This window comes from Thermus caldifontis, from assembly GCF_003336745.1.
GTDB classification, from domain to species: Bacteria; Deinococcota; Deinococci; order Deinococcales; family Thermaceae; genus Thermus; species Thermus caldifontis.
In genome coordinates this window covers 214,765-228,839 of sequence record NZ_QGMX01000002.1, presented here as the reverse complement: position 1 = coordinate 228,839, position 14,075 = coordinate 214,765, and the positions used below count along the sequence as shown (strand labels likewise).

Sequence of the window (14,075 nt, the reverse complement as noted above, 5' to 3'; positions counted from 1 at the left end):
GTATGGAAACCTATCCCATTACCATCGGTGGCGTTACCCGGCATGTGCCCCTCATCGAGCCCTTACCAGGACGGCGCATCCCCCTGGTGGAGTTTTTGGGGGACCCTGAGCTGGTGCGGGCTGCGGCCCAGGCCCTAAAGCCCTTGGTACCTCTGGGAACCGAGGTGCTTTTCACCACGGAAACCAGCCCCATTCCCCTCACCCATGTGCTGGCGGAGGAGATGGGCCTGCCTTACGTGGTGGCGAGAAGGCGCCGACGCCCTTACATGGAGGATCCCATCATCCAGGAGGTGCAGACCCTGACCCTAGGGGTAGGGGAGGTGCTCTGGCTGGACCGGCGTTTTGCTGAAAAGCTTCTCAACCAGAAGGTGACCCTGGTATCCGATGTGGTGGCAAGCGGTGAAACCATGAAGGCCATGGAGCGCATGGTGCATAGGGCCGGGGGGCATGTGGTGGGGCGGCTAGCCGTCTTCCGCCAAGGGGTTTCAACGGTGGATGTGGTGACCGTGGCCGAGCTTCCCGTGCTTTAGACTTGGGAATCCGAGAGGGGTCTGGACAGGATCCGGACCCCTCGGTTATTTTTGCCAAGGGGTCTTTATGAAGTGGACTTGGGTTGGGTTGCTTTTTCTGGCAGGCTTGTCGTGGGCGGCTTTCTCTGATATCCCCTCAGGCACCTTGGCCGAACAGGTGGAGCGGGTGGTGGCGGCCGGTTGGATACAAGGCTATCCTGATGGTACTTTCCGTGGTCGGGAGCCCTTAAATCGCTACCAGCTGGCTACGGCCTTGGGGCGGGTGCTTAAAGACATGGGGGCAGAGGCCCGAGAGGTGAGGTTTCGGGATGTGCCTCAGGGGCACTGGGCATTAGAGTCCTTGGCTTTGGCGGTTTCCTGGGGGCTGGTCACGGGGTATCCCGATGGCACCTTTCGCGGCAACGAGCCCTTGACCCGGGGAGCGCTGGCGGTGGTGTTGGCCAAGCTTTTGGACAAACTTTCCTTGGCCAAGGAGGCACCCCTTCCTTGGGATGTGCCGGCCTCCCACTGGGCGGCGAAAGCGGTGCAAAAGGTGCTGGGTACGGGCTTGATGGATCCCAATCCCGACGGCTCGTTTGGCTTGGAGGCGCAGGTTAACCGATACCAGTTGGCCCGGGCTTTGGCTGCTTTGCACTCCCTGGTGGGTTCCCAGCTGTCCAAGGTTCCTGGGCCTCCTTCCCAACCCGGGGTTCCGGCTTCTTCCAGGGAGGAGGCTAAGGTGGAGAACCTGGAGGTAGCTGGCCGGTGGATGGGTACCCGTATGGGGCATACCGTGGTGCTCACAGAAGAGAAGGTCTACCGGCTAACCCCCACGGGGCTGGAGGAGATTGGGAGTGCCTCGGGTGCTTTGGCGGCGGTTCCCCCTTGGGTTTTGAAGGCGGGTGCCCTAGAAGATGGGCGACAACGTTACGTGCCTGTGGATACCCCTGGGGGCAAGGGAGTTTTGCCGCCGGTATTTAAGAACTTGCGGGAGGGCCACCTGGCCCTGGATCCTTCTGGGAACTACTTGCTCCTGGTCAATGCTGAACCCCTTTGCAACTGCCCAAGCCGGATTGTGCGCCTGGTCCTCCTCTTAACCAACCCTGTGGGTCTTTATGCGGAATACGTGTACCTGCTGGATGAAGTGGGGGCTCGGGTGGCTGGGGTAGCCTGGGCGGATCCCAAAAGCCTTCTGGTCTTGGAGACGGTTGGCCAAAAGGGCCGCCTTTATCGGATTAACCTTAATGCTGGCGAGGACATAGCCTTTAGCGCCTGGGATGAAGGGGGACTGGAGGAGCGAAGCCCCGTACCTGTGCGTCCCGTGGCCAAGGTTTTGCTGGTGGAGGTACCTGTTGCCGAAGCCTGGGGACTGGGTGTGGAAGCCTCGGACCGCCTGCTTACCGGGGTGGGGGGGAAGATCCTCCGGATTCAGTTGCCCAGCGCCCTTTGGTAAGCGTGGTATACCTCGGCCCGCAGGCCTAGCCTGCGGGCCACTTCCACATTTTCCGGATCATCGTCCAGGTAAAGGGTCTCTTCAGGGGCTAGACTCAGGCCCTCGAGGGCCATCCGGAACGCCCTGGGGTCCGGCTTGGCTACCCCCAGGGAGCAGGAGGCGAAGAAGCCATCCACGTACCGGTCCAGGCCGTGATAGGCGAGGCTCTCCCAAAGGCTTGGCAGGGTGTTGGAGAGGACGCCCACCTTGAGCCCTTGTTCTTTCAGACTCCGAAGAAGGGCTTCCGCCCCTGGGGCTTTGCGCAGGAAGTGGTAATAGCGCCAGGAGAGGAGCTTTTCGGATAAGGAGGTTTGAGCGGAACTGGAAAGCCCAAGCCCCTCCGCCGCCTTCTGGGCCAGGGCCTTCCAGAAAGCGGCTTCCTCCTCGAGGGTCCGCACCCTTAGGGTACGGACCGCTTCGTTCACCTCCCGCACCGCCCAGGCCAGGACGGCCAAGGCCCTGTCAAGCCCGGCTCCATGGAGGGAAAGCTCCAGGGCCCTTTTGTAAAGGGCTTCCTCGTCCATCAGGAGCAAAACCCCGTCCCGGTCCAGAAGGGCTCCTCGCATGGGCCTAAGTGTAGCATCCCAGGGCTTGACCCATGGGTCATCTGACCGGGTGCACCCCCTCCTCCGTGGCCAAGAAGCTTACCGGCACATCCCAAGGGTCCCGGGGGAGGCGGGGAAACAGAAGGGCCTTGGGGATCACCCCCAGCTTCTCGGCCCGGATCGTGGCCAGGAAGCGGTCATAGTACCCCTTGCCGTGCCCCAGGCGGTAGCCTTCCTGGTCAAAGGCTAACCCGGGGACCACCACCAGCTCCAGGACCTCGGGGTCCACCGGCTTTGTGGTGGGTTCCAAAAGGCCGAAGGGCCCGGGGGCCAAGGGGCCCAGGGGGTGTACCGTGAGTCCTAGGCCAGCCACTTTAGGCAGGTGGTAGCGGGCAGGGTAAAGCTGGGTGAGGGAAAGGAGGTTGAGCTCGTGGGGCAGGGGATGGTAGAGGAGGATTTCCCGGAAGCCCTGCCCCTTCAGCCAGGGCACCAGGGCCTCCGCCACCTGCCGGGAAAGGCGCTCTCGGTCCAGGGTCCGCCAAAGGCGAAGGCAGTGGCGGCGTAAGCTGGGCTTGTCCACGGGGGGAGGGTACCATTTCCCCCTCTTGACACTCAAGGTAGTTGAGTGTCAAAATGGCCAGACAGGAGGGTGGGTATGCCGGTTTACGTCTACAAGGGCCTGGAGACGGGTAACTACTACGAGTTCGAACAGGGCTTCCACGACGAGCCTCTTAAGGCGCACCCGGAGACCGGGGAGCCCTTGAAGCGGGTTATCACCCCGCCCGCCATCATCTTCAAGGGTTCGGGCTGGCATGTGAAGGACTACGCCAAAAAGGACACCAGCTCCAAGTCCGAAGGCGGGGAATCCAAGGACAAGGAGTGAGGTCTTGGGCTAGGGCCCAAGGCCTTGTTGTTTAGGGGAGGCCTAGTACCGCACCCGGTCCCCTGGGGAAAGGTTTAAAAGCCCCTCCCGTACCTCCAGCACCCCCCGGTAGGCAAGGCCAGGGGCGTAGGTTTCCCCGGGTTGCAGCCGCGCCACCTTGAGCACCTGGCCCTTGGCGTCCAGGAAGGCCAGGAGGACGGCGAAGCGGTAGCCTTGGGCGGTAAAGGGGGCGTCGGTGGCCTTGGGGAAGAGGTAGAGGAGGGCCTCCAGCTCCTCACCCCGCATCCCCAGGCCCCGGCTCCAGGCCTCCGGGGTGCGGGCCAGGCGGGCCTTTAAGGCGCGAGTGCCCTCCTGGGTTTCCACCACCACCCTTTGGGGGGGAGGGGGGGTCTGGAGCCTTTGGGCCGCCAGCATGTAGCCCAGAAAGGAAACTACGGAAAGTGCGATCAAGAGAAGGAAGGCGGCGATGGGGAGAAAGGGATTCCGTTCCACTATCGGGGCCAGAACTTCAGGGCCTCGCCCCCCACCCGGGCCCCGGGGGTAAGGCCCCGTTTCTGGAACCAGCTTTGGTTCACCTCGAGGGCCCCTTGGTAGACCACCCCAGGGTAGTACACGGGGCAGGGGTCTTTGCGGCAGGGCTCCATGTCCAGAATGCGGAGGATCTGCCCTTGGCGGTCAAAGAAGGCGATGGAAAGGGGAATGAGGGTATTTTTCATCCAGAAGCCCCCGGCCGTGGGGGTGGGGAAGAGGAAAACCATGCCCTCGTCCTCCCCCAGGCTTTTGCGGAACATGAGGCCCTGGGCCTGGCGCTCTGGGGTGTCGGCCACCTCCACCTTGAGGACGTGGCGCCTTCCCCCCTGCTCCACGTAAAGGGTGCTCTTGGGAAAGGATAGGCCCTGGGCCAGGGCCAGAAGCCCCAGGACCCAGGGGGCCAGCCACCGGGCGGGAAAAAGGAGCATAGGCTCATTATGGCAGATGGAGATGCCCTTTCCTTAGGGGAAGAGTGGGGAGATGCCCGACTGAATGGCCGCTTGCACCTCGGCCACCGGCCGGGTGGCGTCCACCACCCGGAAGCGCTCGGGTTCCGCTTTCGCCAGCCGAAGGTAGCCTTCCCTGACCCGCCTAAAGAACTCCAGCCCCGTCCTTTCCAGGCGGTCCGGCGTGGCTACCCGCTTAAGGGCCTCCTCCGGGGGAAGGTCCAGGAGGAAGGTGAGGCGGGGTTTCAGGTCCAAGGTGGCCCGCCTGGCCACCTCTAGAAGCCAAGGGAGGGGAAGGCCGCGGCCATAGCCCTGGTAGGCCAGGCTGGAGTCCAGGTAGCGGTCGGAGATGACCCAGTAGCCCTCTTCCAAGGCGGGAAGGATGACCTTGCGCACGTGTTCTGCCCGGTCGGCGCTGAAGAGGAGGTACTCGGCTTCCGGAGAGAGGGCCCCTCCCTTTAGGAGAAGGTCCCGCACCCCCTTAAGCCCCCCGCCGGGCTCCCGGGTCAGAAGGACCCGGATTCCCTTCTCTTCCAGGAACCGGGCCAGGAGTCGGGCCTGGGTGGTCTTACCGGAGCCGTCCAGGCCTTCGAGGGTGAGGAAAAAGCCCTTCATAGCCCCGTGGGATGGTCCAGGAAAACCCAGGGCAGGCCAAAGCGGGCTTCCAGGTGCTGGGCCAGGGCCTTGACCCCGAAGACCTCGGTGTCGTAGTGGCCGGCGTAGATGACGTTAAGGCCCCGCTCAAAGGTCTCGTGGAAGACGCTGTGCTTGGGTTCCCCGGTGATGAAGAGGTCCGTGTCCACCTGGCCTATCAGGCTGGCCGCCCCGCCGGATACGAGGGTCACCGTTTCCACCAGGCCTTTGCCCCCTTGGTGGACCAAAGGCTGCATCCCCGTAAGCTGGCCCAGCATGTCCGCCACCTGGGCCAAGGGGGTAGGGAAGGGAAAGCGGCCCTTTACCCCCACGTCGAAGGGTTCCAGCTCCACCAGACCCAGAGCCTGGGCCAGCTGGTGGTTGTTGCCCACCTCGGGGTGGGCGTCTAAGGGAAGGTGGGCGGCGTAGAGGTTGATGCCTCCTTGGAGGAGAAGCTCCAGCCGGCGCTTGTGGTGGCCCACGATGGGGAAGGGTTTTCCCCAAAAAAGGCCGTGGTGGACCAGGAGGAAGTCCACTCCCTCCGCCCTTGCCTTTTGGAAGATGGCCTCGGCGGCGTCCACCGCCGCCCCAACCTTCCGCACCTCCTTCTTCCCCTCCACCTGCAGGCCGTTTAGGGAGGGGTCCTGGGGGAAGTCTCCTAGGCGCAGGTACGTGTCCAAGTAGCCCACCAGCTCGTCCCGGTCCATGGTGCCCAGCTTACCGGAAAGGGGAGCCTGGGGACAGGCGAATGACCGGTCAGTATTATAGGGGTATGGAACCGGAAATCCTCCTTAAGCTCCGCTTCCTGTCGGACCTTACCCCTGGCCCCCTGGGCTTTCCTCTTTTCCTCCTCACCGACGTCCAGGAGGGGGACCCGCCCCGCTACCGCTCCAGGCTTGCCCTTTTTGACGGGGCCTTGCGCTTCCTCACCCAGGAGGAGGCCAAAAAGCCCCGCTATGCCCATCCTTACGTCTACTTCCTGCGCAAGGTGGGGGAGGGCCAGGAGCTTTTCCGCCTGGACCTAAGGGGTGGGGAGGCGGAGAGGCTTACGGAAACCCCGGGGGTCTTGGACTACGCCCTGGGTCCTGAAGGGGAGGTGTTTTTCCTGGCCCTGAAGGAGGCTCCCAAGCCGGGAAGCCCCCGCACGTACGAGGGATGGCCCTTCAAGTTCGATGGCCGGGGCCTCCTGCCCGAGGGGAGTGTGGCCCTTTATGCCCTCGAGGGGGGTCAAAAGAAGCTTCTTCTGGACCGCTTCCCCGCTCCCAAGGAAATGGTGCCCTCCCCCGAGGGACTTTACCTGGTGATGGCCGAGGATGTGCAGGCCCAGGCGGAGTGGCGGGACACCCTATACCGCCTTAGGGATGGGTCGCTGGAGAAGGTTTACGGGGGCTTTGGCCCCATCTTCGCCCTGGAGTGGAGCCCGGAAGGGCTCTTCTTCCTAGGGCACGCCTTTGAACGGGGAGGGGGCACGGAGGCCCGGCTTTACCACCTGCATGGCGGGGAGGCCCGGGTTCTCTTTGAGGGTAGCCTGCACAACTCCCTCAACTCGGATCTCCGCTTTGGTGCCCACCCTCAAGGACCCAAGTGGGGTGGGGACGGGGTGTATGTGGTACGCACGGAGGAGGGGATGGCCCGGCTTTACCGGGTCGGGCCAGAGGGAAAGGCTGAGGTCGTGGCGGTGGAAGGTAGCGTTCTTTCCTTCGCTATCACGGAGCGGGGCCTCTTTTTCCTTACCGAGGACTTCACCCGTCCGGCCCGCCTCGAGGGGCCCCTGGGCCTCTTTGACCCCAACGAGGGGGTTTCCCTTCCCCTGGCCGAGCCTGTCCACACGGAGTGGCCAAGCCCCGAAGGGCATCGGGTTCCGGGCTGGGTGCTTTTACCGGAAGGGGAAGGACCCCATCCCGTCATCCTCTACATCCACGGGGGGCCCCACACCGCCTTCGGCCGGGCGCCCATGTTGGAGTTCCAGCTTTTTTGCCAGGCGGGGTATGCCGTGGCTTTTTGTAATCCTCGAGGGTCCACGGGCTACGGCCAGGACTTCGCCCTCCTGGAAGGGGCGTGGGGGGAACGGGACGAGCGGGACCTCCTGGGCTTTTTGGAGCACGTTCTGGTCCATTTTCCCTTGGACCCAGCCCGGGTGGGGGTGGCGGGGGGTAGCTACGGGGGGTATATGGTGAACTGGCTCACCGCCCACCATCCGGAGCGCTTCCGAGCGGCGGTCACCGACCGCAGCATCTGCAACTGGTTCAGCTTCTTTGGGGCCAGCGACATCGGCCCCCGCTTCACCTTCATGGAACTTTTCGCCAAGCCCTGGGAGAGGCCCGAGGTGCTGTGGGAAAAAAGCCCCCTGCGCCACGTCCACCAGGTGAGGACGCCCACCCTGGTGGTCCACTCCGAGCAGGACCACCGCTGCCCCATAGACCAGGGGGAAACCTGGTACACCGCCCTCCTCCACCTGGGAGTAAAGACCCGGTTTTTCCGCGTGCCCGAGGAGGGGCACGAACTTTCCCGCTCCGGCAGGCCAGACCGCCGGATTGCCCGGCTCAAGGCCTACCTGGACTGGTGGCGGGAAAACCTCTAATACACTCTCCTCCTGTTTCGTTCTCTAAGCCGCAACGAGATGATGCCTACCGGAGGCCCTTTCCGGGGCCCCCACCCTGGCGCAAGCCAGGGTGGGGTGGTATAAGAAGGGCCCCCACCTGGGCGAAAACCCGGGTGGGGGTTCCGTGGCCCTGATCCCTAGGCCTGGCCCTCTGCCACCGGCTCGGGGATGGGGCCGAAGGTTTCCTCGTACCGGGCCACGTTTTCCGCCAGGCTCCGGAGAAGGGCCTTGGCGTGTTGGGGGCTGGTGATCACCCGGCTCACCACCATGGCCCCCCCCTGGGGTTGCAACAGGGCAAAGTCCAGGATGAACTCGTTCTTGGTGTGGGCGATGAGGGCCAGGTTGGTGTACCGGCCCAGGGCCACCTCCTTGTCGATTTGGATATCCAGCTTTAGCTCGCTCATCTAAGCGCCTCCTCTAGCTTGGGCACGGCCCTTTTCAAGGCCAGGCGTACCCGTCCCAGGCTGCGCACGCTGTCCAGGAGAAGGAGCAGGTGGTAGCCGGGAAGGGGCACCAAAAACAGGGCCCCCTCGGGGTACTCTACCATGACTTCCTCCACCCCTTCCTGGCCCAGGGTCTGGGCCAAGGCCTTGGCGGTGCCTAGCGCCGTGGCGGCCCGGGCGGAAAGGAGGCTGGCTTCGGGGGCCTCCATCTCCCTTGCCTCTTCCACCACGAACCCATCCTCGCTGAGGAGGGCCGCCACCCGCACCCCTTTGGTGGCCTTTAGTTCCTGTAGGACTTCCTCCACCATGCCTCCTTATACCAGCGCTAGAGGTTCTGCACCCTAAGGGCGATGCGGGAAAGCTCCTGGCCGATGGCCTTGCGGTCCATGCCCCGCTCCACCACCGCCCCCAGGACGTACTCCCCCACCCGTAGGGCCAGGATCTCGTGGGTGTCCGTGGCCAGGGTGAACCGGCGCACTTCCCCGGAGAGGGCCTCCGCCAAGGGGGTCATGTGGCGCACCAGGGAGGCCAGCTCCGCCGCCAGGACCTCGGCCGGGGGGTGGCCCCGGCCTAGGGCCTCGATGACCAGGCCGTCCAGGCCCGTAAGCACCGCCCGCTTGACGCCAAAGGGCGCCAGGCTTTCTAGGTAAGCCATCCCGCCACCTCCGCCAGTTTTTCCACGGCCTTGGCCGTCTGCCGGCGCGCCTGGCCCAGGTTGGCATCCGGGCCCATGAGGAGGAGGAAGAAGAGTTCCTCTGGGCCCTTGCCTCGAGGCAAGGGCCTCTGGGGGCCTGGACCGGCCCTGCGCACCACGTGGGCATAGCCTACCACGGGGTGGCCCCCCACCAAAAGCTCCTGCACCCGGGGGGTGCCCAGGCTTCCGGCGTAAGCCGCCTTGGCCTGGCGCAAAAGGGCGGCGTGTTCGGCCACGGCCGCCTCGAGGTCCACCCGCTTACGCCGCACCCCCTCCACCAGAAGCCCGTCCAAGGTGCCAATGGCGGCGGCAAAGGCACCTTCCACCTGGTCCAGGAGGTGTTGCAAAAGCTCCTCCATACCCGAAGCCTAAAGGGGTTTCCTCCCCTCCAGGGCCCGGCCTAAGGTTACCTCGTCCACGTACTCCAGGCTTCCCCCCACGGGAAGGCCGTAGGCCAGGCGGCTGGCCCTGATCCCCCGGCGCTTGAGCTCCTCCGCCAGGAAAAGGGCGGTGGCCTCCCCTTCCACGGTCATGGAGGTGGCCAGGACCACTTCCTCTACCCCCGGAAGCCTGGCCCAGAGGCTTTCCAGGTTGAGCTCCCTTGGCCCCACCCCTTCCAAGGGGTTTAGGGCCCCGCCCAGCACGTGGTAAAGCCCGTGGAACTCGCCGCTCCTTTCCAGGGCATAGAGGTCGGAAACCGTTTCCACCACGGCGATCACCGACCGGTCCCGGGCTTCGTCCTGGCAGATGGGGCAAAGTTCCCCTTCCGCCAGGTTCCCGCAGATCCGGCAGACGCCCAGGGCCTCGAGCCCGGCCAAGGCCCTTTCCAGCTCCTCGGCCTCCTCCCGGTGGAAGGCCAGGTGGAGGGAAAGCTTCTGGGCGGTCTTGGGACCGATGCCAGGCAGGCGGGAGAGGGCGCGGCTGAGCTTGAGGAGGCTTTCCGGGTACCGCATCCTAGAAAAGCTTGCCCAGCATCTGGCCCACGCCCCCCAGCTCCCGGGCCATCTCCTTTTCCGAAAGCTCGTGGGCCTTCTTCTGGGCGTCCTGGATGGCCACCACCAGGAGGTCCTCCAGGCCCTCGAGGTCGTCCTGGAAGGCGGAAAGCACCTCGGGCTTCAGGCGCACCGCCAGGATTTTGCCATGGCCGTTGGCCTCCACCTCCACCAGGCCCTGGGCCGTGCCCACCACGGTCATGGTCTCTAGCCTCTCTTGCACCTCAGCGGCCTTCTTTTGGGCTTTCTGCGCTTCCTTTAAGAGCTTCTGCAGGTTCATGCTCCCTCCTCCCTGAGTATAGTGGAAGGCATGGAGCGCCCAAGAAGGCTACGTTCGCCCCTTCTCCGGCCCCTGGTGGCGGAGGTGGAGCTTAGCCCCAGGCACCTGATCCTGCCGGTCTTCGTGAAGGAGGAGGGGGAGCCCGAGGAGGTTGCCTCCATGCCCGGGGTCTTCCGTCAGCCCCTGGCGAAGCTTCCCCGGTTAGGGGAGGAGGTGCTGAAGGCGGGCCTTGGGGGAGTCATTCTCTTCGGCGTCTTGTCCGAGGAAAAGAAGGACGCCTTGGGGCACGGGGCTTATGCGGAAGAGGGCATTGTCCAGCGGGCTATCCGCCTTTTAAAGCGGGAATTCCCCGAGCTTCTCGTCCTGGCCGACACCTGCCTTTGCGAGTACACGGACCACGGACACTGCGGGGTGGTGCGGGAAGGCCCCTTGGGGTTTTACGTGGACAACGACGCAACCCTCCAGCTTTTGGCCAAAACGGCCCTTTCCCAGGTCCAGGCGGGGGCGGACGTGGTGGCCCCCAGCGCCATGATGGATGGGCAGGTTAGGGCCATCCGGGAGGCCTTGGACCAGGGGGGGTTCGCCCATGTGCCCATCCTCTCCTATGCGGTGAAGTACGCCTCCGCCTTCTATGGGCCTTTCCGGGAGGCGGCAGGGAGTGCCCCCCAGTTTGGGGACCGGGCTGGGTACCAGATGGATCCCAGGGCGGGCCTCTGGGACGCCTTGCGGGAGGCGGGGCTGGATGACCTCGAGGGGGCCGACATGCTCATGGTCAAGCCTGCCCTGCCCTATCTGGACGTGCTCTTTGCCCTTAAGGGGCGGTTTTCCAAGCCCCTTTTCGCCTACCAGGTGTCCGGGGAGTACGCCATGCTGAAGGCGGCAAGCCTCAAGGGCTGGCTGGACGAGAAGCGGGCGGCCCTGGAAAGCCTCTATGCCTTAAGGCGGGCTGGGGCCCAGGGAATCCTCACCTACTACGCCCTGGAGGCGGCCCGCTGGCTGAGGGAAGCCTAGCTAGGCTTCTTGGGTGGAAGGGGTTTCCCTGGGGGCGGGGATGCCCCCGGTAAGGAGGGTGTAGCCCGCCGCCAGGCTCACCATGGCCCCCGCCACCAGGAAGACCCGGGGGGCTCCCAGAGAGCCTTCCAAGGCCCCGCCCCACATGGTGCCCAGGAGCACGGCGGCGTTCATCACCGCGCCGAAGGCGGCGAAGATCCGCCCCCGCATCTCCTGGGGGGTGTTGAGCTGGAGGATGGAGCGGGCGGGAACGATGAAGGCCATGTTGAGGAAGCCGCTGATAAAGAAGGCCAGGAGCACCCAGGCGAAGAGGGGGAAGGCGCCGATGGAGGCTTCAAAGAGGCCGAAGAGGAGAAGCCCCAAGAGGAAAAGCCTTTCCCGGGGGATGCGCCTAAGGAGATAGGGGATGGCGAGGCCTCCCAGGATGGCCCCTAAGGCCATGGCAGCCTCCATAAAGCCAAACCCCGCCGAACCCACCCCAAGCCACTTGATGGCCAGCACCACCCCCAAGGCGGTCTCCACGGAGCCAAAGGCGGCGGCCACGAACAGGGTCCCCACCGCCCGGCGGAGGGCGGGGTGGCCCACCAGGTGGCCGATCCCCTCCTTCACCCGGGCGAAGAAGCCAGCCTTGGGAAGCCTTTGGGGCCTTAGGGAGGGAAGGCCCATCAGGATGAGCCCTGAGGCCAGGTAGGTGGCGGCATCCAGATAGAAGGCAAAGGCCGGCCCCACGGCGGCCACCAAGACCCCGGCGGCCCCCACGAAGAGCACCTCGGAAAGGCGGTCCGCCAGGAGGACCAGGCTGTTGGCCTCGTCCACCTCCTCCTTGGGCACCAGGTCGGGGAGCACGGCGTTTTGGATGGGGTCGTGCAGGTCCCTTAGGAGCTCAATCAGGAAGACGAGAAGGAGCAGGATGGGGAGGCTCTTGGCCCCAAGAAGGGGGATGAGGGCCACAAGCGGCGCCCTAAGGAGATCGGACCAGACGAGGAGCCGCTTGCGGTCCTGGGTATCGGCCCAGGCGGAGAGGAGGGGGGAGAAGACCACCGTACCCAGAAGTTGGACCCCCAGGGTGAGGGAAACCCAAAGGGCCTTTTCCGTGAGCAGGTAGACCAGGACCAGAAGGGCTACCCGGTGCACCTTGCTGCCCGCCTGGGAAACCAGGTAGGAGAGGATCAGGCGGGCGAAGGCCTTGTGCCGCAAAGCCTTCATAAAACCCCCTTGCCTGGGAGTATACCAAGAGCCTTTTCACGTCAAGGGTTACCCATCACCAGATAGGCCAGCCGCCTTCCCTCCCGGGCCAGGACCACGGTTCCCTCCGCAAGGCGGTAGACCAGGAGGTCCTTGAGCCTGCGGGGTACCTCGCCCGCTTGGCCCACGTAAAGGGCCTCCTCCTGAGGGTTTTCCGAGGAAGCGTTCCTGGGGCGTATGGAAAGGACGGTTTGCCCCACCTTGAGGGCCAGGGGTTCGGCCCCGAGGGAAAGGAGGTGCACCTCCCCCCCGAGGGTTTCCCGGGTGGGGGGACGGCGGCCCAGGTATTCCCTTAGGGCATCCGCCAAGGCCAGGGCTGCCCGCTCCTGCCCCAGGGCCTGGCCCACCTCCTTTAAAAGTGGAACGGGGTCGGTGGCGCCCAGGCGTTTGCTAGCGAGTTCCAGAACCTTCCGGGCAAAGTCCTGAAGCGCCTCAGGGGGGGCTTGTCGGTACTTTTCCGCCAGCTCCGGGCCAAAGGCCTGGGGGCTAAACTCCCCCTTAAGGCGGGCGGAGAGGGCCCGGAGGAGGCGTAGATAGGCGTAGTCCTGGGTAGGTTCCAGCAAAAGAGCCAGCACCCGCCCTTCGGAGAGGAGTTCGTAAAGCCTTAGCCCGCTTCGGGCCTCGAGCCTCAGGTGGAGCAGGTTTCCTTCCCGCACCGCCAGGACCTCGAGGTCCTCCCAGGGGATCACCAAGGTGCCCTCCAGGATGTGGTCCTCACCTGCCATCCCTAGATGCCAACTGCCCTCCACCTGGCTTAGGGTGAGGGTGAGGGGGCCCAAGGTGATGCGGCCCGGCTTCAGGGGCAGGGTGAGAAGGCTTTCTTCCCCCTGGCCGGGCTCGGGGACCTTGGGCCAAGGGGTTTCCCCTTGGGGCGCAGGGAGAAGCCGGAGAAGGGAAAGCACCTTTTCCATGGCCACGCGGAAGCGACGCTTTTCCTCTTCCAGGAGGAGTTCTCGCCGCCTTTCCTCCTGGGCTTCCCTCCGGAGGCGCTCCTCCAGGCGGGCGATCTCCTGGGCGCTGGCCCCGATGCGCTTGGCTTCCTCCAGGGCCTTTTTCAAGGGCAGGAGGTCCCGCCTGGGAAGAAGGCCATAGGCATCCTCCCACTCCAGGATGCGGTTCAGGAAGCGGCGGATATAGGTGCGCACCTCCTCGGGGGGCAAGGGGAGGTCTTGGGGCAGGTGCAGGGCGGTTTCCAAAAACTCCAGCACCAAGGCCTCGGCCACCTTGGGATCCTCGAGGTCCATGAGGCTGTCGGAAAGCGAGGGGATGGGGTGGGTGGGGTGGAAGCGGGAGAGGTTGAAGTCCCGCCCGAAGGTTTCCTTCTCCCGGTAATCCAGGTAGTTCTGCAAGAAGGCGTGGATGAGCCTTAGTTCCTCCCGTCTGCCGGTGAGGAATTCCTTGGCCCGGGCCCTCACCTCCCGTGCCGTCAGGAGGCGCCAGACCTTTAAGGCCATGGCCCGCAAGGGGGAGGTATCCTGGCCCGGTTCCTCGGGGGCTTCCGGTATGGCGATGGGAAGGTCCAGGGGAGGGGCTTCTCGGGGCTTTTGAGGGTTTTGGCTTTGCCGCAAGGCCCTGAAACGGGCATCGGCCTGGCGGAAGCGTTTGGCCAGGGCGCCCGGCAGGCGGGACTGGATCAGGAAAGCCCGGAGGGCCAAAAGGGCCTTCTTGCCCCCCTTGGGGGTGCGCCCTGCCACCAGGTCCTCCACCCGGTACTCGTAGAGGTCCACCAGGTCGGCCAGGTGTTCCACCCATTCATCCTATAATGGGTC

General features: G+C 64.8%; 19 protein-coding genes. 5 read left to right on the top strand and 14 right to left on the bottom strand.

Annotation, left to right across the window (positions count from 1 at the left end):
• Positions 1-2: 2 nt before the first annotated feature.
• Entirely contained in the window at positions 3-530 is a 528-nt protein-coding gene (locus DK874_RS04965) for a type I phosphoribosyltransferase (RefSeq protein ID WP_114312919.1), read from the top strand.
• A gap of 67 nt (positions 531-597) precedes the next feature.
• Positions 598-1,962, top strand: a complete 1,365-nt coding sequence (locus DK874_RS04960; protein WP_114312918.1) for an S-layer homology domain-containing protein — start codon at positions 598-600, stop codon at positions 1,960-1,962.
• Here the strand turns inward: DK874_RS04960 and DK874_RS04955 are convergent.
• Entirely contained in the window at positions 1,938-2,567 is a 630-nt protein-coding gene (locus DK874_RS04955) for an HAD family hydrolase (protein ID WP_114312917.1), read from the bottom strand. The genes DK874_RS04960 and DK874_RS04955 overlap by 25 nt on opposite strands.
• A 37-nt stretch (positions 2,568-2,604) precedes the next feature.
• Complete coding sequence (locus DK874_RS04950; protein ID WP_162798722.1) at positions 2,605-3,126, bottom strand: 5-formyltetrahydrofolate cyclo-ligase; 522 nt, start codon at positions 3,124-3,126, stop codon at positions 2,605-2,607.
• 75 nt (positions 3,127-3,201) lie between these two features.
• Here DK874_RS04950 and DK874_RS04945 point away from each other — a divergent pair, with 75 nt between their 5' ends.
• Entirely contained in the window at positions 3,202-3,429 is a 228-nt protein-coding gene (locus tag DK874_RS04945) for an FmdB family zinc ribbon protein (RefSeq protein ID WP_114312915.1), read from the top strand.
• Between the two features lie 42 nt (positions 3,430-3,471).
• Here the strand turns inward: DK874_RS04945 and DK874_RS04940 are convergent, their stop codons facing one another.
• The 4 genes from DK874_RS04940 to DK874_RS04925 are packed head-to-tail and all read right to left on the bottom strand — an operon-like array spanning position 3,472 to position 5,746.
• On the bottom strand, positions 3,472-3,921 hold the full coding sequence (locus tag DK874_RS04940; RefSeq protein WP_114312914.1) for a DUF192 domain-containing protein: 450 nt from the start codon (positions 3,919-3,921) through the stop codon (positions 3,472-3,474).
• On the bottom strand, positions 3,921-4,388 hold the full coding sequence (locus DK874_RS04935) for a DUF192 domain-containing protein (RefSeq protein ID WP_114312913.1): 468 nt from the start codon (positions 4,386-4,388) through the stop codon (positions 3,921-3,923). The genes DK874_RS04940 and DK874_RS04935 overlap by 1 nt, the downstream gene beginning before the upstream one ends.
• A gap of 33 nt (positions 4,389-4,421) precedes the next feature.
• Complete coding sequence (gene tmk / locus DK874_RS04930; RefSeq protein ID WP_114312912.1) at positions 4,422-5,021, bottom strand: dTMP kinase; 600 nt, start codon at positions 5,019-5,021, stop codon at positions 4,422-4,424.
• Positions 5,018-5,746, bottom strand: coding sequence for a Nif3-like dinuclear metal center hexameric protein (locus DK874_RS04925; RefSeq protein ID WP_114312911.1), 729 nt, complete (start codon positions 5,744-5,746; stop codon positions 5,018-5,020). Before DK874_RS04925 ends, tmk begins: the two co-directional genes overlap by 4 nt.
• Positions 5,747-5,811: 65 nt before the next feature.
• Between DK874_RS04925 and DK874_RS04920 the strand changes: the two genes are divergently transcribed.
• Positions 5,812-7,620 (top strand): S9 family peptidase, encoded by a 1,809-nt coding sequence (locus tag DK874_RS04920; protein WP_114312910.1) that lies wholly within the window; start codon positions 5,812-5,814, stop codon positions 7,618-7,620.
• A gap of 158 nt (positions 7,621-7,778) precedes the next feature.
• Here the strand turns inward: DK874_RS04920 and DK874_RS04915 are convergent, their stop codons facing one another.
• The 6 genes from DK874_RS04915 to DK874_RS04890 are packed head-to-tail and all read right to left on the bottom strand — an operon-like array spanning position 7,779 to position 10,050.
• Positions 7,779-8,045: a DUF3467 domain-containing protein gene (locus DK874_RS04915; protein WP_114312909.1), complete on the bottom strand. Its 267-nt coding sequence runs from the start codon at positions 8,043-8,045 to the stop codon at positions 7,779-7,781.
• Positions 8,042-8,389: a roadblock/LC7 domain-containing protein gene (locus DK874_RS04910; protein WP_114313014.1), complete on the bottom strand. Its 348-nt coding sequence runs from the start codon at positions 8,387-8,389 to the stop codon at positions 8,042-8,044. Before DK874_RS04910 ends, DK874_RS04915 begins: the two co-directional genes overlap by 4 nt.
• 20 nt (positions 8,390-8,409) lie before the next feature.
• The gene (locus DK874_RS04905) at positions 8,410-8,739 is read right to left on the bottom strand and encodes a roadblock/LC7 domain-containing protein (protein WP_114312908.1); all 330 of its coding nucleotides are present in this window, start codon (positions 8,737-8,739) and stop codon (positions 8,410-8,412) included.
• Positions 8,727-9,137 carry a roadblock/LC7 domain-containing protein gene (locus tag DK874_RS04900; RefSeq protein WP_114312907.1) on the bottom strand — a complete coding sequence of 137 codons (411 nt, stop codon included), beginning with the start codon at positions 9,135-9,137 and terminating at the stop codon, positions 8,727-8,729. The genes DK874_RS04905 and DK874_RS04900 overlap by 13 nt, the downstream gene beginning before the upstream one ends.
• A gap of 9 nt (positions 9,138-9,146) precedes the next feature.
• Positions 9,147-9,731, bottom strand: coding sequence for a recombination mediator RecR (gene recR, locus DK874_RS04895; protein ID WP_114312906.1), 585 nt, complete (start codon positions 9,729-9,731; stop codon positions 9,147-9,149).
• Position 9,732: 1 nt separating this feature from the next.
• Positions 9,733-10,050 carry a YbaB/EbfC family nucleoid-associated protein gene (locus tag DK874_RS04890; RefSeq protein WP_114312905.1) on the bottom strand — a complete coding sequence of 106 codons (318 nt, stop codon included), beginning with the start codon at positions 10,048-10,050 and terminating at the stop codon, positions 9,733-9,735.
• Positions 10,051-10,080: 30 nt separating this feature from the next.
• Between DK874_RS04890 and hemB the strand changes: the two genes are divergently transcribed.
• On the top strand, positions 10,081-11,061 hold the full coding sequence (gene hemB / locus DK874_RS04885) for a porphobilinogen synthase (protein WP_114312904.1): 981 nt from the start codon (positions 10,081-10,083) through the stop codon (positions 11,059-11,061).
• On the opposite strand, the gene DK874_RS04880 is transcribed toward hemB, so the two are convergent.
• Entirely contained in the window at positions 11,062-12,267 is a 1,206-nt protein-coding gene (locus tag DK874_RS04880) for an MFS transporter (protein WP_114312903.1), read from the bottom strand. It abuts the gene before it with no gap.
• 41 nt (positions 12,268-12,308) lie between these two features.
• Positions 12,309-14,054 (bottom strand): hypothetical protein, encoded by a 1,746-nt coding sequence (locus DK874_RS04875; RefSeq protein ID WP_114312902.1) that lies wholly within the window; start codon positions 14,052-14,054, stop codon positions 12,309-12,311.
• Positions 14,055-14,075: the final 21 nt, after the last annotated feature.